Source organism: Shewanella sp. AC91-MNA-CIBAN-0169 (genome assembly GCF_040310165.1).
GTDB lineage: Bacteria > Pseudomonadota > Gammaproteobacteria > Enterobacterales > Shewanellaceae > Shewanella.
This window is the reverse complement of the sequence record NZ_JBEOPM010000004.1, coordinates 41,496-65,640: the sequence shown is the minus strand read 5'-3', so window position 1 is coordinate 65,640 and position 24,145 is coordinate 41,496. Positions and strand designations below refer to the sequence as shown.

Annotated in this window: 19 protein-coding genes; 8 read left to right on the top strand and 11 right to left on the bottom strand. The window is 42.8% G+C overall.

What is annotated here, in order from left to right; all coding sequences use genetic code 11:
* Positions 1-295: 295 nt before the first annotated feature.
* The 6 genes from AAEY98_RS05600 to AAEY98_RS05575 form a co-directional block, all read right to left on the bottom strand.
* Positions 296-811, bottom strand: a complete 516-nt coding sequence (locus AAEY98_RS05600; protein ID WP_011639378.1) for a hypothetical protein — start codon at positions 809-811, stop codon at positions 296-298.
* Positions 811-1,752: an Ssp4 family T6SS effector gene (gene ssp4, locus AAEY98_RS05595; protein ID WP_347690594.1), complete on the bottom strand. Its 942-nt coding sequence runs from the start codon at positions 1,750-1,752 to the stop codon at positions 811-813. The genes AAEY98_RS05600 and ssp4 overlap by 1 nt, the downstream gene beginning before the upstream one ends.
* 126 nt (positions 1,753-1,878) lie before the next feature.
* The gene (locus AAEY98_RS05590) at positions 1,879-3,672 is read right to left on the bottom strand and encodes an AMP-dependent synthetase/ligase (protein WP_351015497.1); all 1,794 of its coding nucleotides are present in this window, start codon (positions 3,670-3,672) and stop codon (positions 1,879-1,881) included.
* A gap of 126 nt (positions 3,673-3,798) precedes the next feature.
* Positions 3,799-5,091 (bottom strand): ABC transporter permease, encoded by a 1,293-nt coding sequence (locus tag AAEY98_RS05585; RefSeq protein WP_351015494.1) that lies wholly within the window; start codon positions 5,089-5,091, stop codon positions 3,799-3,801.
* Positions 5,088-5,957 (bottom strand): ABC transporter ATP-binding protein, encoded by an 870-nt coding sequence (locus AAEY98_RS05580; RefSeq protein WP_350998385.1) that lies wholly within the window; start codon positions 5,955-5,957, stop codon positions 5,088-5,090. The genes AAEY98_RS05585 and AAEY98_RS05580 overlap by 4 nt, the downstream gene beginning before the upstream one ends.
* Before the next feature lie 45 nt (positions 5,958-6,002).
* Positions 6,003-6,380, bottom strand: a complete 378-nt coding sequence (locus tag AAEY98_RS05575; protein ID WP_011639383.1) for a GntR family transcriptional regulator — start codon at positions 6,378-6,380, stop codon at positions 6,003-6,005.
* A gap of 94 nt (positions 6,381-6,474) precedes the next feature.
* On the opposite strand from AAEY98_RS05575, the gene AAEY98_RS05570 reads away from it, so the two are divergent.
* The 4 genes from AAEY98_RS05570 to AAEY98_RS05555 all read left to right on the top strand — a co-directional run bounded on the left by AAEY98_RS05570 (position 6,475) and on the right by AAEY98_RS05555 (position 10,319).
* A complete protein-coding gene (locus tag AAEY98_RS05570) occupies positions 6,475-8,073 on the top strand; it encodes an alpha/beta hydrolase (protein WP_351015491.1) in 1,599 nt (532 codons plus the stop codon).
* A 2-nt stretch (positions 8,074-8,075) separates the two neighbouring features.
* Positions 8,076-8,810, top strand: a complete 735-nt coding sequence (locus tag AAEY98_RS05565; protein ID WP_335691686.1) for an ABC transporter ATP-binding protein — start codon at positions 8,076-8,078, stop codon at positions 8,808-8,810.
* Complete coding sequence (locus AAEY98_RS05560) at positions 8,810-9,943, top strand: ABC transporter permease (RefSeq protein WP_351015488.1); 1,134 nt, start codon at positions 8,810-8,812, stop codon at positions 9,941-9,943. The genes AAEY98_RS05565 and AAEY98_RS05560 overlap by 1 nt, the downstream gene beginning before the upstream one ends.
* A gap of 151 nt (positions 9,944-10,094) precedes the next feature.
* Positions 10,095-10,319 (top strand): hypothetical protein, encoded by a 225-nt coding sequence (locus AAEY98_RS05555; RefSeq protein ID WP_351015485.1) that lies wholly within the window; start codon positions 10,095-10,097, stop codon positions 10,317-10,319.
* 136 nt (positions 10,320-10,455) lie between these two features.
* Here the strand turns inward: AAEY98_RS05555 and mog are convergent, their stop codons facing one another.
* The gene (mog, locus tag AAEY98_RS05550) at positions 10,456-10,989 is read right to left on the bottom strand and encodes a molybdopterin adenylyltransferase (RefSeq protein ID WP_011639389.1); all 534 of its coding nucleotides are present in this window, start codon (positions 10,987-10,989) and stop codon (positions 10,456-10,458) included.
* A 317-nt stretch (positions 10,990-11,306) separates the two neighbouring features.
* Between mog and AAEY98_RS05545 the strand changes: the two genes are divergently transcribed.
* Positions 11,307-11,801, top strand: a complete 495-nt coding sequence (locus AAEY98_RS05545) for a prepilin-type N-terminal cleavage/methylation domain-containing protein (RefSeq protein WP_351015482.1) — start codon at positions 11,307-11,309, stop codon at positions 11,799-11,801.
* 112 nt (positions 11,802-11,913) lie between these two features.
* Here AAEY98_RS05545 and AAEY98_RS05540 read toward each other — a convergent pair whose 3' ends face one another.
* Entirely contained in the window at positions 11,914-12,549 is a 636-nt protein-coding gene (locus tag AAEY98_RS05540; protein WP_351015479.1) for a TetR/AcrR family transcriptional regulator, read from the bottom strand.
* A 411-nt stretch (positions 12,550-12,960) separates the two neighbouring features.
* Between AAEY98_RS05540 and AAEY98_RS05535 the strand changes: the two genes are divergently transcribed.
* On the top strand, positions 12,961-14,193 hold the full coding sequence (locus tag AAEY98_RS05535; protein ID WP_182744666.1) for an efflux RND transporter periplasmic adaptor subunit: 1,233 nt from the start codon (positions 12,961-12,963) through the stop codon (positions 14,191-14,193).
* Between the two features lie 9 nt (positions 14,194-14,202).
* The gene (locus AAEY98_RS05530; protein ID WP_502959449.1) at positions 14,203-17,367 is read left to right on the top strand and encodes an efflux RND transporter permease subunit; all 3,165 of its coding nucleotides are present in this window, start codon (positions 14,203-14,205) and stop codon (positions 17,365-17,367) included.
* A 90-nt stretch (positions 17,368-17,457) separates the two neighbouring features.
* Here the strand turns inward: AAEY98_RS05530 and AAEY98_RS05525 are convergent, their stop codons facing one another.
* The 3 genes from AAEY98_RS05525 to AAEY98_RS05515 form a co-directional block, all read right to left on the bottom strand.
* Positions 17,458-18,417: a carbohydrate kinase family protein gene (locus tag AAEY98_RS05525; protein WP_192116234.1), complete on the bottom strand. Its 960-nt coding sequence runs from the start codon at positions 18,415-18,417 to the stop codon at positions 17,458-17,460.
* 146 nt (positions 18,418-18,563) lie between these two features.
* Positions 18,564-20,960, bottom strand: a complete 2,397-nt coding sequence (locus AAEY98_RS05520; RefSeq protein ID WP_351015475.1) for a TonB-dependent receptor domain-containing protein — start codon at positions 20,958-20,960, stop codon at positions 18,564-18,566.
* 281 nt (positions 20,961-21,241) lie between these two features.
* Entirely contained in the window at positions 21,242-22,462 is a 1,221-nt protein-coding gene (locus AAEY98_RS05515; protein WP_101088653.1) for an MFS transporter, read from the bottom strand.
* 188 nt (positions 22,463-22,650) lie between these two features.
* Here AAEY98_RS05515 and gtfA point away from each other — a divergent pair, with 188 nt between their 5' ends.
* Entirely contained in the window at positions 22,651-24,132 is a 1,482-nt protein-coding gene (gene gtfA / locus AAEY98_RS05510; protein ID WP_351015472.1) for a sucrose phosphorylase, read from the top strand.
* The last annotated feature ends 13 nt before the right edge of the window (positions 24,133-24,145 follow it).

Here is a 24,145-nt window from a genome sequence, read left to right as displayed (position 1 = left end):
TATCTGTCACAAAGAATCCTTTATTATTATTTTGAGTCCATTGACGTTTTGCTCGATGAACAAATGTCATTAGCCCATTCTAACGACACATCTCACTCGAGGTCATTAAAAAAGTCTGTATTGCGAAGGAATTATGGGGGTATGTTAGAGGAGCAAACAGTAACCATCTAAAAAATTAAATAAAATTATTTTTTCGGTTGGGTATCGTACTCATCTATGATGGCCAAAATCAACTAAACAGGCACAAATGTCATCAAATCTCGGCTTAAAATATTGTCACTCTGAAGCCAAACAACTAGAACTTATTTCCATGTTTAGCTTTGTCTGCAGCAACTTCAGCCGCTATTTCAGCACGAACCTCTTTGATATCTTCTAAGGCATCAAATTGATACTCAACAAAAATTTGATAATATTTACTCTGTAACAGGTAAAGTGACATGAACAAAACAATGACGGCTAACAGATATGCATAAATAAATGTTGCCTGTTCTGCGATTAAAAACACTGTTGGCAAAAATATAATAAATAAAATACAGAAATACCATTTTAAGACTTTTACAGCAAAGAAAGATCCTCTAACAATTGCATAATTGAAGCCACTGAAAATAATTACTAATGCCGCAAAATATAAAAACAGAAGTTCACTCCCTATATCAACTATACCAAAATAAAACTCTAAAATGAGAAAATTTAAAAGCGATATGGCAAGCATCATGAATAGTGTCGCAGCTAAAAAAGCCGCTATAGACTTCATAGGTGGAAATAATCCGACAATATCGTCATCACTTTTCAGTTTAGTTTGTCTTTTCATTAATCAGCGAGCTCCTCATATATACCAATAGCAATTGTTCCAATTGTTCCATTGAATGCGCTACCAGAAACGCTCATTGAAGCTCCAATAGCATCCATTAAATGTAAACGAAATGCATGGGTAATTTGTTTGCCTGTATATTTTTTTATGTTGCCTTTTCGAGCCATAGATTTTATTAATTTACCTGAAGCACCAGGTAAATTAAGGCGGGTAATTTCACGATTTAATCTCTTTTTTTCGGCACGGGATAACCCCTTTAAAATTTCATAGGTATTCTTGCTAGTACCTAATTGCATCATTTTCACTGCTTTTATTGTACCTAAAGCAGCAGCGCCGGCTCCTGCAAGTGAAACTAAATCCAAAGCTGAAGTGGTATATTGGTACCACTCTTGAGAGTCAAAATCATCTTTCAACTCAGGAGAATAAGCTTCAGCGCCTACTCTAATCAAACCATTAAAACATTGAGCAGAACCAGCCGTTGCACCTGCTATTGCTAGATACGTTATTGCACTACTTGTACCGCCGGTTAATGGGATGGCGCCTAAACTTCCAATAATAACTGTCCAACCAAGAACTGCAGTCCCACAACTCCAAGCAGCATTTCCCAATTCACCAACTAATTTCGATTCACGGATATTACCTTGGCTACCTTTTAAATGGGAGGCAAACTCGGCCTGACTCATTAATTGAGGAGGCTCCCTTAGAACGATTTTAATCGGATTTAGCTGGCAAACAGGTTCGAATTTTCTTAATTCAATAATGTTGTATTTGCTATCAATATAAACGATTCCTGCGCCCGCAAGACCCGGTATAGCGTCAATTTTTTTGAACAGCGTTTTTGTATCGATATTAGCTAACACTTTCTGGCTAAATTGATTGTCATAAAACGACTGAGTGCTAGATCTAAAAACAGGCTTTCCATTTACCGTGATAATTTCCATAGTTCCCTCTATGTTGCCTAATTTTAAAATAGAGTATTGTACCTCTATTGGAAATACAGGCAATTATCACTAAGTATTACGAAAAAGGACGCTAATGCGTCCTTTGGTATAAAGATTAATGGTTAATTACTTGCCATACATGGCATTAATTTCACTGTGATATTTGCTGTAAATCATTTTACGACGTAGCTTTAATGTCGGCGTAATGAGTCCAGATTCCATCGAAAATGCTTCATGTAATAAGGTGAATTTTTTGATTTTTTCAAACCCAGCTAACTCATGTTGCAACTCGATTAATCGCTGCTCGAAATGAGCCACCACTTGTGAGTGACGTAACAACTCAATTGGGTTTTCAACATGAATACCTTGCGCTTTAGCCCAAGTATTTAATGCTTCAAATGCTGGCACGATTAGGGCTGACACATAATTGCGTGCATCGGCAACAATGGCGACTTGTTCGATAAATGGGCAACAAGCTACCTTACCTTCAACCCGCTGTGGTGCAATGTATTTACCGTTTGAAGTTTTCATTAACTCTTTAATGCGATCGGTAATATACAAGTTACCTTGCTCATCGATACGCCCTGCATCACCCGTTTTTAACCAACCGTCTTCAAAGGCTTCGGCGGTATCTTGGGGGCGATTGTAATAACCGCGCATCACAGTGTCGCCACGCACTAAGATTTCATCGTCTTTGCCAAGCTTGATTTGCATAGCTTCTAGTGGCTTACCGTTTGAACCTGATACACGATTATCTAAAGTATTACAGGTTACCGTAGCGCAGGTTTCTGTCATGCCATAACCACACAACACCGGTACACCTATACTGTGAAAAAAGCTGGCCACATTAATATCGAGTGCGGCACCGCCCACGGGCATGAACTTTAACCGGCCACCCAACACTTGCTGTAACTTGCTGTAAACCAGCTTGTTAGCCAGCGTCCACTGTGCACTTAACCACAAACTTCCTGAAGCACGACCTTGGCTAACTTCAAATTGGCGTTTACCTACCCGCATCGCCCAAGCAAATAATGTTTGTCTCGCTTTAGGCGCTTGGCCGACTTTATCGTGCACAGCGCTGTAAATTTTTTCTAAAAATCGCGGCACAGCACACAAGGTATGTGGTTTAACCGCAACAAGGGCTTCTTTAATGCGATTAGTGTCGTTTAAATACACATTGTGGCCGCCGCGACATAATACATACATGCTCCAACCACGCTCGAACACATGGCTAAGCGGTAAAAAGGCCAACGACACATCACCCGCAGTAAATGGCAACTCACTGTCATGCTGTTTAATCATCGAGGCAAAATTACGGTAGTCGAGCATCACACCTTTAGGATTGCCGGTGGTGCCAGAGGTATAAATAAGCGTGAATAAGTCGTCTAGGTTGCTATTGGCGAGTCTAGTATTGAGCTCATTGGTAATCAGCGGATTAAATTGCGCCGCTAATACCTGATCAAAATACACATGATTATCGGCATTAAGGGTAACGTTAGCATCAAAGACTACAATGTGTTGCACGCACTCAGCTTGGGCTGCCACTGTGCAAGCCATGTCGTATTGCTGTTGGTTACCAGCAAAAATTAATTTAGCTTGAGAGTCGTTAACAATGAATACCGCTTGCTCTATGGTGCTGGTTGGATATACCGGTACCACAACATTACGAGCCTTAAGGGCGCCAATATCTGCACAGGTCCACTGTGGACAGTTTTGCGCTAAAATCACCACTTTGTCTTGCACTTGTAAGCCAAACTCAATTAACAACTGTGCGACTGAGTCTGTAACCGTATCAAATGCGCCCCATGTCACGGTATGCCAAGGAGCTGGCATGTCAAAGCCTTCAAGGGCAATGTTATTGCCTAATGACTGACCTTGCTGTTGCAGGAGTCGAACTACGTGGTATTGATCTAATGACATATGATAGTGGCCTTTTAGCTTACAAGTGTTCCGCTTTTTGCATTCTACCTGAAGTCGCTAAAAACCATAAGAGCTTTTGCTCTATTTTTGAGCTTAAGGTCACGTTTGTCAGTTATGCTCGATGATTTACGGGGCCAAAACGCCATGTTGCCACAAACGTTTTTTACCCCAAATTAATGCGCCAACACCAACAATAATTAGCGGCACATCAATAAGCAACCATACCCATAAGCTGTCACCGTCACGCACTGCTGCAAAGCTCAACGACACCAATATCGAATGGAGTAACACTATTAGCATTGCAGCTGTGGCTTGCAGGCTATTACGGCTTGCCGCACCCATTCCCAGCATAATTGCACAGCCCCAAAAAGTACTTAGGCCTAAATGCAGTACAAAAAGCCCACCGTATTGAGGATCAATCAAGCTATTGGTAAAACCTAGCACACTGACCATAGCCACTAACACAGCGATGAAACGATACTGGCTGCGGTAAAATGCATCGCGCAATCCACTCAAGCCGCTATAACAAGGCAATAAAAACAGCGTTTCTGCCGCGCGCCAACGCTGAATTCGGCTCCAATGAACAATGGCACAACTGATCACGGTAAATTGCACCAATAAAAATAATGCTGGTACATCAATATCAAATAGCCACGACAGCAGTATTAAACCAAGGGTGATCAACGGTAAACAAAGCAGCATCATCGTTAGCACTGGGCCGATAAAAAAGTTCATCGGATGAAACAACCGCTCAACACGAGTAATCCAGGTAAATCCTTTTATGCTCGGCAGCCACATCCAGCCCATTTGCACGGCGTTGAGGTACACCACACGCGCCTCGTTATTCCAGCTAAGTTGGCGACATAAATGGATCACCCAAGACAATAGCCCAGCAATCAGTATTAGCATCATCCACGTCGGTATCGTGAGTGTGAATTTATCTGAAAATGGCACTGTTATGAATAATAAAAACGATAAATGAAAACTGTTACTGCGCCATAAACAGGCCCATACAAACAGCAAACTGACCACAATGGCTAGCAGTAGTCTGGGGATGACATCGTAAGCAGTAAAACCAATACAGGCACATAGTTGTATCAATAACATACCCACTGCGATGGACGCCGCCTGTATGAATACGTGCTTTTGATAGCCAGGTATTAGACCGGTCACCTCGGTTGCTGCTAAGCGATTAAACTGCCAAGCAATTGCCGCCCCCGTAGACAGTGTTGCCATGGAAAAAACGAGGCTAACAACCTCAGTTTTACCCGTGATAAAACACAAAAAACCCAACATTAGGCCTAATCCTGCGGCACCAATAAAACCGACACTGCCTAAGTCATATAACCACAACCGCAGCATGCCACTGTAAGGTTTACGCCATGCTGAAAGTTGACTGTTTTGCAGCGACTGATTCATCGATGCAGCTCCATAAATAACTGTTCTAGGTTGAGTGATTTTTCACTCTGCACACCCGCAATATTCGATGGGTTACCTTGAGTATCCACCAGCACACTTTGTCCGGTTTGGCTCAATATTTTATAATGTGACGGTAACTGAGCGTTTTCGGCTAAGTTGAGTAATTTAACCTCTTCACGCAAAGCGTCGATTTCTTTAAACAGTATCAGTTGGCCTTTTTTAATCAGGGCAACATGGCTGGCAACGCGTTCTAAATCTGAGGTGATATGCGATGAAAATAACACTGCAGAACCTGAATCGAGCGCGAGATCGAACAAGTCGCTCATAAACTGACGCCTGGCAATGGGATCTAAGCTGGCAACGGGTTCGTCGAGTAATAATAAGGTTGGCCGATACGCCATAGCCATGATCAATGCTAATGATTGACGCTGGCCCACTGATAATTTTTGCACCGCTTGCGTAACATCTAAATCAAAACGTTTAAGCCAATCTTGCTCGAGTGTCATATCCCAGTTTGGATAGAAGCTACGGTGCAACTCCAATGCTTTATCAATGGTAAAGCCTTCATAACCAAAAGGCTGCTGGGGTACGTAACCAATACGTTCTTTTGCTTGAATAGATAAAGCGCTAGGCGGTTCGCCAAGGGTTGAAATATCACCTTGTTCGATGCCCACAATGCCTAATGCGCAACGCATTAACGTCGATTTACCCGCACCATTTTGGCCTAATAACCCGACCACCATACCTGGATAGAGTGTCATCGATAGATCGACCAACACCGCATGACCTGCTGCAGACTTGTGTTTTGCAGCAAAGGTTTTGCTCACATGATTAAAGCGTAAAACGGGCTGTTGTTCGGATTCCATTTTCGACTTCCTAGATAATGTCCTTAAAAATTAGCTCAACTGTGGCTATTCTTTATTCCAAAATTGTTCCAACAATACTTGTAACTGGTCATAATCGACCCCTAGCTGCCGTGCCTGCTCAACTAATGCAGTTAATTGTGGTGCCAACAAACTGCTGCCTGAATCATTATTGGCCGCAGTTCTAGCAGCTACGCGTGACGGCTGACCACGACGGCGCTCAACCCAACCTTGGTCGACAAGTTGCTGCATAGCACGTGATACCGTCATCGGGTTTACCGCTAAATGCTCGGCAAGTTGGCGCACCGAAGGCAGAACATCTTCAGGGTGCAATTGCCCGCCGACAATTAAGCGCACGATTTGATCGTGCAACTGTCGATAGATGGGTTCACCACTGCTGGGGTTGACATTTATTAATTCTAACATTAGCCTTTAACAACTGTATTAATACATTGATACACTCATACACTAAGTGCTAAGGTATCATAATCGTCATGAAATGCAAAAAGGAAACGTTCCGATGATCAACAGGAAGTTTATCAACACAGTCTTAGCCAAGCGGTCAACCCGCTCTGGGTTATGCCAATCGGCAACACGTACTAGCCGATGGCTCGCGGTCGCTATTGCTATTTTACTCGCCAACAATAGTCATGCTGACACATCACAAACCAATGTGGCAGCACCGGCTAAAACCAGTGCTTGTTACTTAGACGGTTTAGACGAGCAATTACAGTGCGGTAAAATAACTGTACTGGAAAACCCTCAGCTACCTGACGGTAAGCAAATCGACATTCATTTTGCTATTTTGCCAGCCATTAAAAACACTCACCCAAATGAAGCGTTACTGGCAATCGCAGGCGGACCAGGCCAGTCAGCCATTGAAAATGCCGCTTTCTTTAATCGCATGTTGACCAAAGTTCGTCAGCAACGCGATATTTTACTGATTGATCAGCGTGGTACCGGTAAATCGAACATTTTATCTTGCGACGATGACACCACTGAATTACTCAGTATGAATGATGACGATCTTGATATCATTGCCATGACAGAAAAATGCCTAGGTCAAATTGATGCCGATGTAAGCCAATACGGTAGTAATACCGCGTTAACAGACTTCGAAGCAGTACGCGAATATTTGGATTACCAAAAACTGCATTTATACGGTATTTCCTACGGAACACGTATGGCACAGCTTTATATGCGCCATTACCCAGAAGCCTTATTAACCGTGACACTAGATGGCGTAGTGCCAATGCAACAAAGTGTTGTGGCGATTGGTGACTCAATAGAACGTGGTTTAAATGTATTATGGCGCGACTGTATAAGTACTCCTGCTTGCCAGCAACAATTTCCTGACTTGGCTGACAAATACAATAAAGTCGACCAACTGCTCGCCACCGCTCCAATAAGCCAACAAGTACGTGACCCACAAACAGATGAACTCAGCGAGTTTTTACTCACCCGCGGCAAGTTTAGCGGCGCTATTAGAATGGCGATGTACATGGCAAACATCCGTGCACTTATCCCGCATGCTATTCATCAAGCGGCACAAGGTAATTACCAACCGATATTAGGTATTTACACATTAACTGCTGATAGCACAGGTATTGCGATGGGCATGCACGCCTCCGTTGTGTGTGGTGAAGACATTCACCGCATTACTGATCAAATGCGTAAAGATGCAAAAGAGTCGTACATCAGCGGTAATATGTTAGATGGATTAGAAAAAACCTGCCAAGCCTGGCCGATACCACAAGTAGATGACAACTTTAGTGAGCCAATTCTCAGTGATATACCCACCTTACTGTTATCTGGCGAACTCGACCCGGCAACACCGCCAAACTGGGGCGCAATGGCACAAGAAAAACTGACAAAATCAAAGCACTTCATTGCACCTTACGCAACACATGGCGTGGCAGGCCAAAGCTGTGGCAATGACCTCGTCGCCCAGTTAGTTGACCAAGGTTCAGTAAAAGACATCAACGGTGAATGCTTACAAAAAGATGTCCGTCGTAGCTTTTACCTTAATGCCAATACCGTTGAAGCGCTACCGGTTATCGACACGCCCACTGACATAGAAACAACAGCACCAGCGAATACCGCTGCGGATAAGGAATAGTCATGATTACTGTTGCAAACTTAACCAAAAAAATTGGCGATGTGCAGGCCTTAGATAACTTAAGCTTTAGCGCTGAGAATGGCCAAATTACCGGTTTACTTGGCCCAAATGGTGCCGGTAAAACCACCTGTTTACGCACCTTATTTGGTTTACTTAAGCCAGACTCAGGCACAGCTACCGTTGATAACATAGATGTTGCAGTTGATCCAATTGGCGCCAAAAAGCAGTTAGGCTTATTCCCCGACCCTTTTGGTTTATATGAACGTTTAAGCCCGCGTGAATACATTAGCTTCTTTGCCGAACTCAGCGGTATGTCGCGCAAACAAGCGAAAGAAGCCACCGCAGATGTGATTGCACAATTAAAGCTGGAAGACATTTGTGACCGTCGCTGCAAAGGTTTTTCTCAAGGCCAGCGGATGAAAACGGCATTAGCACAAGCCATTGTTCATAAGCCAAGTAACATCATTTTAGACGAACCTACTCGCGGGCTTGATGTGATGAGTACCCGTTTGTTGCGCGACATTTTATTGCAGCTCAAAGACCAAGGTCATTGCGTGCTGTTTTCAAGCCACGTGATGCAAGAAGTCGCCGCCTTGTGTGATCGCGTTATCGTGATGGCTAATGGCAAAGTAGTCGCCATCGGTAGTCCTGATGAACTGTGTCAGCAAACAGGTAAAGACTCACTAGAAGATGCATTTATCGAACTTATCGGTACCGACGAAGGGATTGCAGCATAATGAAAATGATACTCGCAATGGTGCGCAAAGAACTCATCGACGCCGCACGAGATAAACGATCGGTTATGGCTGGTTTATATTATGCCATTGGTACGCCGTTGATCATGTGCGGCATGTTCATGGTGTTAATTGGTCAGCTGTCTAGTCCAGAAGATTTAAACATCAATATCAACAATGCCAATAACGCCCCAGATTTAGTGCGCTACTTAAGTAATAACGGCATCAACCACGGTGAAGATGAACAGGCGAACAAAATAATCTTAACCATTAGTGACGATTACGCCGCTAACATGGCCAAAGCTAAACAAGCTGAAGTGATATTAATAGCCGACAATTCAGATGAAAAGCTGCAAAAATCAATTCGTCGACTAGAGCGTCAACTGCAAGCATACAGTGCTGAAATGGGCAGTATTCGCTTAATTGCCCGCGGTATTAATCCTCGGATAACCCAGCCATTAAAGGTCAATATCGAAGACAAAGCCACACCAGACTCTAAAGGTGGGATGATTTTAGGCATCGCTATTTTCACCATGATGTACTCGGTATTTATTTCCGGTATGAACCTCGCTATCGACACCAGCGCAGGTGAGCGTGAGCGTAACTCACTAGCACTATTGTTAAGCCACCCAATGAGCACCCGCGAATTAGTCATCGGTAAAATTATTGCCGTAACCTGTTTTGCTTTGCTCGGCTTAATCTTGATTTTACTGGTATCAAAAGTAGCTTACCCCTTTGTACCATGGCAAGAAATTGGCTTTACCGTCAATATCACTCCAGACTTTATGGGCTTAATGTTCCTTGTGGGTATTCCAGTCGCCTTGATGGCCGCAACCTTACAACTGTATGTATCGTTTATGGCTAAAACCTTTAAAGAGGCGCAATCATACTTAACCATGGTGTTATTTGTACCACTGGCACTGTCAATGGCGGCCAGTTACAACATCGCCCCAGACGTATTGCAGTGGTTACCCGTATCTGGCCAGCAACAAGCATTAATGGACTTTATTAAAGGTCGTGAGATTCCAATGATGCAATTAATTATTTCATCTGTGACCACACTGATCATTGCCATTGCATTAGCCGCGGGCTTAGAAAAGTCGCTTAAAAGTGAAAAAGTCGTCTTTGGTTTATAACCGTTAGCTTATAACGACGAGCCTCAGCCTTAACGAGTAGAGATAAGGCTGAGGTAATTAGCAAGAGAGATTAGCTAGCGCTTTTAATAAGAGTAAGTCAGATAAGAAAGTCACAAATCTATTAACAAAAGAGCATTAATAAGGAGTCATTATGGAAAATGATATCGCCATTATCGCGTTGGTCTTCATTATTGTGGTTGGCACCACTGCATCTGAAATGTTTAAGTATTATATGAAGCATAAGCAGCAAACTGACATGGGCAGTGTTAGCGATCTACAAGCACAAAACCAAGCATTGATTGAACGAGTACAAGTATTAGAGAAATTAGTAACTGACAGTGATTTTGATTTAAAGCAGCAGTTTAAACAGCTGTAACACCGAATCTGTTATGGGGGCCGCTATAAATTTTCGTCGATATGGGATAATAAATAATGCCGTCACAACTGGACGGCATTATTTATTAAATACTGACTTTGCAGTCATTTATTCTCTAGCAACTGCTCAGTCACAGTTACTTCGCTTTAGGTCTAAACGGCTTTATCACCGCTTCATCACAGACTAAAAACGGTCCATCCATTAAATCGATGCAATAAGGAATTGCAGGGAATACAGCATCCAAACATTCACGGATAGACTTAGGTTTACCGGGTAGATTAACAATTAATGAGTCGGCACGAAGACCCGCTGTTTGACGAGACAAAATAGCGGTTGGTACAAATTTTAATGATTCGGCGCGCATTAGTTCACCAAAACCAGGCATCATTCTATCGCACACCGCTTCGGTTGCTTCTGGCGTTACGTCGCGTTTTGCTGGGCCCGTCCCACCAGTGGTCACGATTAAACAGCAGTCTTGATTGTCAGCTAAATCAATCAATGTGGCTTCAATAACGTCACGCTCATCGGGGATCACCTTATAAACAGGTTCCCATTCCGAGGTTAAATACTCATTCAATACATCAATAATCGCCTTACCAGACAGATCTTCATATATGCCAGCACTGGCACGATCGCTAACGGTAACGATGCCTATTTTAGCTTTGCTCATGGTTATCTTTCCCTTATGTGGGGTAAAAGCAGTAATGCAAATATATGCCGACAATCTACCAAAAAAATCGACATTCACAAAATGTTAAACTGATAGATAGATCACCGATTTAGGATTCCATTGACCAAGGCAAACAATGACTTCTGTCTGTGGGGTATTCATACTGAAATAATTGAACTGAGTAATACGGGTTAATGTTTTGGTTTGGCAGCTATTTAATATGCCCAACGATAAACGATGAATGCCATGAGATCCGTCATAATATATGGCCTAGCAACCCGTCAGTATAGCGTAACAACATAAAGCGAGTGAGTTCTATGCATACAAGCAAACAACGTGGTTTCACCCTTATTGAATTGGTGGTGGTCATTATTATTTTAGGCATTTTAGCCGTAGTTGCCGCACTTAAATTTATCAATCTCAAAAGTGATGCGCTTATTGCCAGTTTAAATGGCTTACAAGGTGCATTAAAATCAGCTAACACCTTGGTTTATTCAAAAGCAGTATTGGCTGGGCAGGAAAAGCTCGAGCCTGGTTCGGTGACGGTCAACGGCACAACGATTAGTACTACTGTGGGGTACATAACCTCTCTGAGTGCAAATGTCGCGGTGTCGATTGACGGTTCTTTTGAAGTGATGACGAATGCAAATGATACTATTACCGCAGACTGGGGACTCTTTGATGTGTCAGGAGGTAACGTGTATATTTTCCCTAAGGGATATGACATTAATGGCAACTGCAGCTTGCGTTACTTTGTCGATGGCACTAAGCCGGCCGATCCAATCGTTTATGCCCTAACCACAGGCTGTTAATTGTAGAAGCAAGACATAAATTGGTTTGGTTTGAACTTGGCCGCTAACATCAATAAAAAAAGATGACGCTTCCTGTTATAAAACACTGTCAGACAGCATCTTTTAAAGACGCTTATTTCATGCCTGAATACCCTTTAACATGTTGGGCTAAAATCCCCGTAACCGCCATTTCTGCAACATTACGTAAATCATCATGTGTCGCGCCATCAGCAGCTTGGATAGACATACCTTTAAACAATGTCACGATCAAGGTTGCTAACACTTTCGGCTGACAATCATCAGCTAATTCGCCTCTTTGTTTAGCCTCAGCAAACTGATCAATTAATTCAGATTGATGTTTAGTTTGCAGCAGATGAACCGCTTCTTTAATCCCTTCGCTTGCTTCATTGCATGACAACGCACTATTGATTAGCGCACAACCTTGCGGGTGGCTACAATCGGTGAACTGCGCCGCCGCGCCTACTAATAAAGCTCGAATAACATCGGCAATATGCTCATGTTTAAAGGCGGTATTAAATAGCGAATCTGGGCGGTTTTCATAAAGCTCAATGGCTTTTAAGAACAACTGCTCTTTATTACCAAATGCAGCATATAGGCTGGGTTTTTTAATTCCCATCACCTCAGTTAATTCGCTTATAGAGGTACCTTCATAGCCATTACGCCAAAAAACATGTAGCGCTTGCTCTAATGCAAAGTCGATATCAAACCCACGAGGGCGTCCGACGCAAGCTGCTTTAGTTATTGTCATCAATAGTACCTCTTATATTAACGAATCATTATTTATCATCACGTTAACTGACTAATTTACGATAGATAATTCGTACATCTTAGCACAACGCTAAATCATAGAAAGGGTTAATAATAAGTAGATTAAGCGCTTTTTTTCATCTTTATCAAGCATTGATTAACGCTATTTCATCGTGACTCTCCACGTTATATGCCGTGAAGCTATTTCATCATGCTGATTATTAATCACCTTGTCATAATAATTTAATACCAATCGGTACAAAACTAATTGACAGTTGTATTTTAATCTATATATTACCATGCGGTACAGAACAATTTGTACCGATTGGTATAAAAAAATAGCCAAAGACAAAAGTAACGCACCCAATAGCTTGTTAAATAACGTAAATGCTATGGATTAGAGGACAGCACCATGAAGACGTTAAAATCAATTAAAATCACTTTGTTAGTAAGCCTAACGGCATTGCTATTAGTGGCGTGCGGAAAGCAACCAGCACAACAAGCGAATACACCCGCAGCGCCTAAGGTGGATGTTGCCAACGTACTTTATGAACGCATTACCGAGTGGGATCAATTTACTGGACGCTTACAAGCTCCAGAAAAGGTTACTTTGGTACCTCGCGTGTCAGGTTATATTGAATCGATTAACTTTAAAGAAGGCGCGCTAGTGCAAAAAGGCGATGTGTTATTTACCATCGACTCGAGTGTATTTACGGCTGAATATGAGCGTCTTAAAGCAGAATTAACCAGTGCAATATCAGCTAACCAACTTGCTGAAAATGATTATGAACGAGCCAACAAGCTGTTCCATCAAAAAGCGGTTTCAGAAGAGCTTATTGATACTCGTCGCTCTAATATGCATCAAACTGCCGCTGCTGTAGCATCAGTTAAAGCAGCATTAACTAGCGCCCAACTTAACGTTGAATATACCCATGTTACCGCCCCAATCACTGGTCGAGTATCGTATGCCAACGAAACGGCAGGTAATTATGTCACCGCAGGACAAACGCATCTCACCAGCTTAGTCTCTACGTCGCATATGTACGCTTATTTTGATATCGATGAGCAAACGTATTTAAAATATTCCGCGTTATCGTTCGAGAACAAACGTCAAAATCCACGTTTGGGCAACAATGCTGTGGTGATGGCTCTGGCAAATGAAACCAGTTTTAACCACCAGGGTGTGATCGACTTTGTCGATAATTCGGTTGATCAACAAACAGGTACTATCCGCGTTCGAGCAAACTTTGCCAACCAAGATAATCAATTATTACCCGGCTTATTTGCCCGCATCAGCATTGCTGGTAGCGAGTCATACGACAGCATTTTAATTGACGACAAAGCCATTTTTACTGACTTAAATAACAAGTTTGTTCTGGTAGTAAATGACAAAAACACCCTTGAGTATCGTAGCGTTAGCCTAGGTGAGAAGCTTCACGGTTTACGTATTATTACTGCCGGTTTATCCCCTAACGATACCATCGTGGTAAACAGTCTGCAGAAAGTACGCCCTAACGTCACTATTGAGCCAAATCTCACCGACATGGCCGATAGCGACAAATTAGAAGCATTACATCAAGCACAACGCCTCCTCGATAACCAGCCATTAACAGCAAGTGTTGCTGATGACGCAAGTCAGGGTTAAGGAAACCACATAATGTTGTCTCAATTCTTTATTAAAAGACCAATTTTTGCCGCTGTTCTGTCGCTGCTGTTCTTTATTTCAGGCGCGCTAGCAGTATGGCAATTACCCATTACCGAATACCCTGAAGTGGTGCCGCCAACGGTAGTTGTTACGGCAAACTACCCAGGTGCTAACCCTAAAATCATTGCTGAAACCGTTGCATCACCGCTAGAGCAAGAGATTAACGGCGTAGAAAACATGTTGTACATGTCTTCGCAAGCCACGTCTGATGGGCGCATGACGCTAACCATCACCTTTGCGATTGGTACTGATGTTGATTTAGCTCAAACCCAAGTCCAAAGCCGGGTCGAACGAGCAAAACCTCGTTTACCAGAAGAAGTACAACGCTTAGGCATAGTCACCGAAAAGTCATCACCTAGCTTAACCATGGTGGTGCATTTAACCTCGCCCGACGATCGTTATGACATGTTGTATCTGTCTAACTATGCGGTATTAAAAGTAAAAGATGAATTAGCCCGTATTACCGGTGTGGGTGCTGTGCGTGTGTTTGGCGCTGGCGACTACAGTATGCGTGTGTGGTTAGACCCTAATAAAGTAGCGGCAATCGGATTATCACCGAGCAATATTGTTGCCGCTATTCGTGAGCAAAACCAACAAGCCGCAGCCGGCAGTTTAGGCGCGCAACCTAGTGGCGACAGTGATTTCCAATTACTGATTAACGTTAAAGGCCGTTTATCCAACGTTGAAGAGTTCGAAGACATTATTGTTAAAGTGGGTGATCAAGGTCAGATCACTCGTTTAAAAGATGTTGCCCGGGTTGAATTAGGTGCATCGACTTACGCCCTACGCTCAATGTTAGACAATAAAGACGCGGCTGCATTACCTGTGTTCCAGGCCTCGGGTTCTAACGCGATTCAAATATCTGATGATGTTCGTTCTAAAATGGCTGAGTTGTCTAAGTCATTTCCAGAAGGCTTAACCTACGACATCGTTTATGATCCTACCGTGTTCGTGCGTGGCTCAATTAAAGCTGTGGTACAAACACTGGTTGAAGCATTATTGCTGGTTGTATTAGTGGTAGTGCTGTTTTTACAAACGTGGCGCGCATCCATTATTCCATTAGTGGCGGTTCCAGTATCACTTGTGGGTACATTCGCCTTTATGCACCTAATGGGCTTTTCGCTGAATGCCTTATCACTGTTTGGCTTAGTGCTGGCGATTGGTATCGTGGTCGATGATGCGATTGTAGTAGTTGAAAACGTTGAGCGAAATATCTCAGACGGATTATCGCCCGTTGCTGCCACTCAAAAGGCAATGAAAGAAGTGACCGGTCCGATTATTGCCACCACATTGGTACTGGCGGCGGTATTTATTCCTACTGCATTTATGTCAGGCTTAACCGGACAGTTTTATAAACAGTTTGCGCTAACCATTACCATCTCCACTTTTATTTCGGCAATTAACTCGTTAACCCTTAGCCCTGCTTTATCGGCATTATTGCTTAAAGGTCATCACGAGAAAAAAGACGCACTTACCCGCGGTATGGATAAGTTATTAGGCGGTTGGTTATTTAATCCGTTTAACCGCATGTTTGCGCGTATGTCTAACGGTTACGGCTGGTTAGTGAAGAAAATCATTCGTTTTGGTGCTGTCATTGGTATTTTGTATATCGGTTTAGTCGGCTTAACAGGCTTACAGTTTGCCAATACCCCAACAGGTTATGTGCCTGGGCAAGATAAACAATATCTTATTGCCTTTGCCCAACTACCTGATGCTGCATCATTAGATCGCACTGAAGCTATCGTGAAAGAAATGTCACGTATTGCACTTGAGCAACCTGGTGTCGCCCATGCTGTAGCCTTCCCAGGTTTAAGCATTAATGGCTTTACCAATAGTACTAACAGCGCCATTTTATTTACCCCGCTGGATGACTTTGCCGATCGCAAAGATCCATCATTATCAGCAGGTGCTATTGCTGCCGCGTTAAATCAAAAATTCGCCTCGATTAATGGCGCATTTATTGCGATTTTCCCGCCACCGCCAGTGCAAGGCTTAGGCACCATTGGTGGCTTTAGATTACAAATTCAAGATCGTGCTAACTACGGTTACGAAGAGTTGTATAAAGTGACCATGCAAGTGATGCAAAAAGCATGGGCAACGCCAGAGCTAGCAGGAGTATTCTCGAGTTATCAAGTCAATGTGCCACAACTTGAAGTAAACATCGATCGTACTAAAGCCAAGCAGCAATCGGTGTCGTTAGACGAATTGTTCTCCACCCTGCAGGGATACATGGGTTCGGTTTACGCCAACGACTTCAACCAGTTTGGCCGAACTTATCAAGTGAACGTACAAGCAGATGAGCAGTTTAGACAAACCCCTGAACAAATCGCCCAACTAAAAGTACGTAACAACCAAGGTGAAATGGTGCCTATTGGTTCATTTATTAATGTCACCAATTCATCTGGTCCAGACCGAGTCATGCATTACAACGGTTTTACCACTGCGGAATTAAATGGTGGTGCTGCACCTGGATTTAGTAGCGGTGAGGCGCAAGCTGCAATTGAAAAGATTTTAGCTGAAACCTTACCTAACGGTATGACCTACGAGTGGACTGAGATCACCTACCAACAAATTTTGGCAGGCAATGCGGGCGCCTATATTTACCCATTAATTATCTTGTTAGTGTTTATGGTATTAGCCGCGCAATATGAAAGTTTAAGCTTACCAATAGCCATTATTCTGATTATCCCAATGACACTGTTATCGGCATTAACAGGGGTACTTATCTACGGTGGAGATAACAATATCTTTACCCAGATTGGGTTAATTGTACTGGTGGGGCTGGCAACCAAAAATGCCATTCTAATTGTTGAGTTTGCCAAAGAGTTACAAGATGATGGCATGGAACCATTAGAGGCCATACTTGAAGCCGGGCGCTTACGTTTACGGCCTATTTTAATGACCTCGATAGCCTTCATTATGGGTGTGGTACCTATGGTGTTTTCTAGCGGACCTGGTTCAGAAATGCGTCAAGCAATGGGTGTTGCAGTATTCTCAGGCATGATTGGGGTGACGATTTTTGGCCTTATCTTAACGCCACTGTTTTATTATGCCCTCGCAAAACGAGGCAAAAATAAAACCGAGTTAGCCGAATCGGCCATAACGCACGATTAACCACGTTATTGATTCAGTGATAACAAAAAAAGAGGTCACCTAAGGTGACCTCTTTTTTATTGCTCAATAACTCATTTACACAAATTTGATTCACGATTGCACTTGCGCCAAAACGGGCAGCGCAGGAAAAGCACCTTTTGTCGTACACGTTATCGCACCACACTTAATTGCAAACTCGGCAGCAGTTTGAACGTTCACTCGATTAAGCAATTTTTGTACTAAAGGCCCAGGAGTAAAATATCCTTCATCACGGCCGAGTTCAAATAAGAACCCCGCAACAAAGCTATCTCCGGCGGCAGTAGTATCTATGGCAACAATTTTAGGCACCGGCAACTCAAAGGAAAACTCAGCACTGTGGCATAAAACGGACTCAGCACCATTGGTGACCAAAATTAACCTCACCCCTTGCGCAATACAGAATGCTAAATAATCGTCAAATGATACCCCACGCTCCAGAGCCAAATAGAGTGCTTCTTCTTTACTCATTTTCAACAGGTGTGTGTAACCAAAACATTGCTCTACTCGAGCCGATAACAGCCGAGTGTCTTGCCATAGTGACAAGCGTAAATTGACATCAAAACTGACTAACGTTTGTTCTTTATGCGCTTTTTTAGCACCATAGAGACTGGCGGTGAAAATAGCCTTTTCAGTAAATGTATTTGAACAAAGATGAAAAATATCAATTTGAGACCAATCGATAGCATCAAAATCAGCTTCACGGTATAGCATGTCGGCAGTGCTTTGCCGATTAAAGCTAAACGACCGTTCCCCTTGAGCATCTAAACTAACTAACACGGTGGCAGTAGCAGCATCTGGCACTAATGTTAAACAACTGACATCCACACCTTGTGCTGCCAAGGCATCTTGCAACATCACGCCATAATGGTCAGCACTAATGCCACCAGCAAAATGGCTCTTACCGCCTAATTTAGCGTAACCCACAGCGACATTGGCAGGCGCGCCGCCAGGGATAGGCTCGTGCACTAAACCAGAATGGCCCACTGGCAGTAAATCAATTAATACTTCACCAAAACTCAATAATGTACTCATATAAAACGTCCAAAAAAAAGCCCATTTGCATGGGCTTGTTAACAGGGATTTCTAAAACTAATGCAACTAATACCATTGCAAATAAGATGACTACAACTAGCTGACTAAAACTAGCTGATTACAACTAAGGCAATGACAATAAACGATTAAAACTCGTACTTAACGGTAGCGCTGGTTGTACGGCCGTTAATGGTTCTGGCACGAATAATATTGTTATCGGGTACCGAACCTTCTTCAGCTTCGGTAATACCGACAGTATCAAACAAGTTATTGACGTTAAGCGCGACCGATAACATATCGGTTAGCTGGTACGACGCAAACGCATTGACTTGAGTGTAACCATCAAAACTTAGGTCATTGTTATCTTGAGCATAAGACTCAGTGGTACCAATCAAATTGACCCCAACAGAGCCTTTATCAAAGTTATAACGGCCCATTAGAGAGTAAATAAAATCTGCTTGGCGACGTGGTGTGTTGCCGATTACGCCTGGGTTAAGGGCATCTTTAACAATTTCAGCATCGGTCCAGGTTACGTTACCGCGGAAGTCGAAATCGCCAACGTAGTAAGCACTTTCTAGCTCAATCCCTTTGGCTTCATATTTACGGTCAAAGAATATTTGGCTTGTGGCTTCAAAGTTTTGCTCTTCGGTTTCAGAGTAAAATGCTGTCGCAAATACCGACATATTATCGTAACGATACTTCACACCCACTTCGTACTGGTCTACTTTATCCACTGAGTCTTCGTCAGAAACTGAACCATCAGGACTCACCTTACCAAATAATAAACGGTCAGCATTAGCACGGCCACCATGACTGATACGACCAAATGCAGCTAAATCTTCAGACACTTGGTAGTTAGCACCGAATGAGTAAGATAAGTATCCCCAGTCATAATTCACTAACTGTGGGTTAGCATTATCAATTGACGACACACTTAACTCAGGCTGAGAAATCACCCCATCACGGTTCATATCCACTTGTGATTGCACATTACCCGCATAGTAACCACTGGCATCGCCAGAGTCATAGCGCACGCTACCGTCTAACGATAAATCGCCAAACTTAGATGACGCAGCAATATACGGTGCTTTAATGGTGTAGTCCGAATCGTAATTACGTTGGCAACAATTGCCCCAATAAGGCACGCCATAAGCATATAAACCATTATCAGAGTAAGATGTACCATCTGCGGCAACCACATCTAAAAGTGCGGCATTATCGCCTTGCACTTCCATTAAGTAAGAGTTCCACATCCACGTCATATTGATATTTTGAGTGGCAGTATAAAAACCAAAAGTGACGTTAGAATCGTCAAAAGTCTTGGTTAATTTCATGTCATTGACGATAGAACCAAAGTCATTCATGGTCACATCAAAACTGTGCACCCGCATTGCTAAGTCACTGTCAAAGGCTTGGCCTGCTTTAGCACCGTTAGCATAAATAAGTGTCGAGCCTGCGCCGCCAATACTGCTAGCAATACTTGAGCTGTTAGCCACTTCGGCAGGCATTAACGACATAAAATTACCGCTCACATCCGAGATACGGAAACGGTTTTCCACTAACCAATCGTCACCTAAATCAAATGAGGCTTCTAGTCCCACCGAGTTAACAATCGGATTCATACCATCACGCATATCACCACGACTAATATTGCCGTTAGCATCTAAGCGCAGGGTTGATAACATGTTAGCTGAATGAACCGTATCAGATTGAGCATCAAATCCAGGTATTGAGCTACCATCGGAATACATTGGCATCGGCAAATAACCAATGCTCTTATCATTTAAGTGCTTTACATATAAACGCACATAACCAGAATCAAACTCTTTGGTTAAGTTAGCTTTAATTTGGCCCCCCTTGTTCGCGGTGTAACCAGGGTCACGCGGGCCATCGCCGGTGCGCACAAAGCCACCGATGTGAAAACGCATCGAGTCATTAATGCTGGTGCCGTATTCAAAATCAGTACGCAAAGTATCGTAATCTAGGCCTACAGTAGATGAAATACTGCCAGCATCACTGGTACCGGTTTTACTGATGACGTTAATAATACCGCCTGGTGCATTACTGGCAGCTGTTGATGCTGAACCGCCACGGATTGACTCAATAGTTTGTGTTGTAGAATCAATTCGTAAGAAAATATCCGCATTACCAAATGCAATATCACCAAACTGTAAAATAGGTAAGCCATCTTCTTGAATTTGCAAGAATTTAGCTCCACCAGAGGCAACAGGTAAACCACGTACCGCAATGTTGGCGTTACCTTCACCACCAGTCGATTCAACCTTCATGCCCGGAATAATACGGAACGCTTCGGCTGATGAACGAGGTGAGCTAATCGCTAAATCTTCTGGCGACACACTGCTCACCGACACGCTCGAGTCCATTACACGTGTACCACGGGCTACACCCGTTACCACAATGCGCTCAAGGCCAATGGCGTCTTTCTTGGTTTCCGCAGTATCTGCTTCAGCAGCCCACAAGCTCGAACTAACCATCACAGCTAGCGTACTCAATACAAATTTTTTAGATGTGCTTATTATCATTTTTATGTCCCCACATAGAGTGTATTGATGTTGTCTTATCTCCCCATAACAACATCAGTAATATATTCATCAATCGAACTAAGCCCCCAAACTAGCTCAGTAGCGAGTCAAAAGGTTAAGGTTAAAGTTAAATTCAAGCCCATACTTAATCGATTAAGTTACAAGTTAGCAACTAAATAGTAAATTGCAAGTACAATTTATGTTCAATTATCGTTAACAGGATTAAAAAATCGCCTAAGTAGATGTTTATTAGCTTAAATATTTATAATCGCAGAGGTTCATTATTTAGCGTCAGCGGTCAACAAATGCCCTGACGGATCACGAAGCAGATTGTAGGCTGCCAATAAGCACAACATAAATGCAAAGCCGGTTGCTAAATAAAACCCGTATTTAACATGACCAAATATGTCGCCTACCACTCCCATCAACAATGGACCTAATGCAGCAGAAAGCGCAGTAAAGAATAAAATAACCCCAGCAACCGACCCGTGCTGGTCAACAGGGAAACAACTGATCCCTTTAGAGTTTAATGTTGGATACATCATTGACATAAACAAGCCTGATAAAGGCAATAAAATAACCGCCGCAGAAATGCCATACATCATTGCACCTAAATAACATAGGCTAATTGCTAGGCTGAACCAAAACATCACTTGCTGCCAACTGTATCGATTGAGGATCCAGCCACCTAAGAAACGTCCCAGTGCCCGTAATGTGAAAAAGATTGTTAATGCATACGTCGCGATTAATGCCAACTCACCTTCATAGTTGAGTAATAACGTCGGCATCCATACATAAATGGCCACTTCAGTAGCAACATAAAGCCCAATCGCTAAAGAGTAGCCCAATGCATAAGGGTTCCTCATCATGCTAAACGTACTGGCTAGATTAATATCTTGAGTAGATGAGCGCTTAAGTTGCGGGTATTCAGCCTTATAAGCTAACCAACATAATATTAAACAAAACACCCCTGCACCAAAATACAGATACTTCCACGACACCCCTGTTATCAATAAATAGCTGACAATCGCCGGGCCGACCATGGCACCCACACCAAAAAAGCCTTCGACGGTATTCATGGTACTTGAGTGTTGTTTTGAGTTAGTTGAAATATCACCAATTAATCCTAGCGCACCCGTTTTGAACACCCCAATAGCAATACCGACTAACGCCAATAAACATAGAAAATAATAAAATGACTCACCTAATGCGAACATAAAACTGGCTAGCGCAAACAGCAGTAAGCCAATTAAAATTGTTATTTTCCGGCCTAACTTATCCGCCAGAAAACCCAAAAATAGCCCACTTAATGCGATAAATAGCATTGGCATGTAATGAAATGCACTCGCTTGAGACATCGATAAATCAAATGTGTTAATCAGCTCAGGAATAATCACTCCCACCGCATCAGAAGTCATCGCGAACATAAAAAACATTAAATATGTTAGTATTCTTATCCTAGTGTTACCACTATTCTCATTACTCTTCATATGGTTAACCATACTTTTCACCTTATTGTTATATGTTTTCTTTGTGGTCACACAGTCTATTTATGGCGACACATTCGTCTTCTCCCACAGAAAACGAATTCAATATTTAAACAAAGCCCTTGAATAATGTTTCATATTGGTTAAATATACAACTTAATCGATTAAGTTTTTTTTAAATACTTACTTTAAGAGTCACCAACATGAAAAATAATGTTCAGCTGATCACTTACGTAGATCGTATAGCGCACTCAGACTTAAAAGGACTCAAACAGGTTCTCGACACAGAACTGCATGATCTCTTTGGTGGCGTACATCTGTTACCTTTTTATTATCCGATTGACGGCAGCGATGCTGGCTTTGACCCTATAGACCATGCAAAAGTAGATGAACGTCTTGGTGATTGGAATGACGTAAAGCAGATTGGCCAACAATACGACATCATGGCCGACTTAATCGTTAACCACATGTCAGCAGAGTCTACCGAGTTTCAAGACGTGCTTGCCAACGGCAAAAACTCTGTTTATTGGGATTTATTTTTAACCAAAGATAGTGTATTTCCAGACGGTTTAAGCGCAGAAAACCAAGCTAAAATTTATCGCCCACGTCCGGGGAGTTGTTTCACCACCTATAAACTCGCCGACGGTACACAAGCCGAGTTTTGGACGACTTTTACCTCAAATCAAATTGATATTAATGTGCATACCGCTGCAGGTCAGGCACATTTAAACAAGGTGCTAACGCGTTTTCATGAAAGCAAAGTCGATCTTATTCGTCTTGACGCTGCGGGTTATGCCATTAAAAAACCAGGCACTAGCTGTTTTATGATTGAAGAATCATTTGAATTTGTCGATGAGTTAGCCAAAAAAGCCAACAGCCTAGGCATGACCACCCTTGCCGAAATTCACTCGCATTATATGACCCAGCTCGATATTGCTAAGCGCGTAGACATGGTGTACGACTTTGCGCTGCCGCCATTGATTCTCCACAGCTTATTTAGCCAAGATGTCAGTGCATTAAGCCATTGGCTATCCATTGCCCCACGCAACTGTGTCACGGTATTAGATACTCATGACGGCATTGGCATTATTGACGCTGGCCCGGTCGGCAATAAAGCAGGTTTATTAACAGCGGCAGAAATTGATAACTTAGTTAACCGCATCCATAGCAATAGCAAAGGTGAAAGCTTACAAGCAACGGGCGCGGCAGCCAGCAATGTCGATCTATATCAAGTTAATTGCACCTACTACGATGCGCTTGGCCAAAATGACATTGATTATTTAATCGCTCGAAGCGTGCAATTTTTTGCTCCAGGTATTCCGCAGGTGTATTACACCGGTTTATTGGCTGTGCCTAATGCCATGGAATTGCTGAATCAAACTCAGGTAGGTCGTGACATTAACCGCCCTTATCTACAGGTAAGCGACATTCAAACCGCCATGCAAAAACCGGTTGTTAAAGCGCTATGTGAGCTGATTACTCTACGTAATAACGTCGATGCCTTTAATGGTGAGTTCACCATGACAAACCAGGCTAATCAGTTAGATCTTTGTTGGGTGCATGGCGACAGTTCAACCAAGTTAAGCGTTAATTTTGCCACCAAAGAAGCCCATATCAACATCGTTGAATCTCAGCAATCGACTCACATTGTACTGACTGATTTACTGGCTAAACACAGCGGATAATCTACGAGTGTTG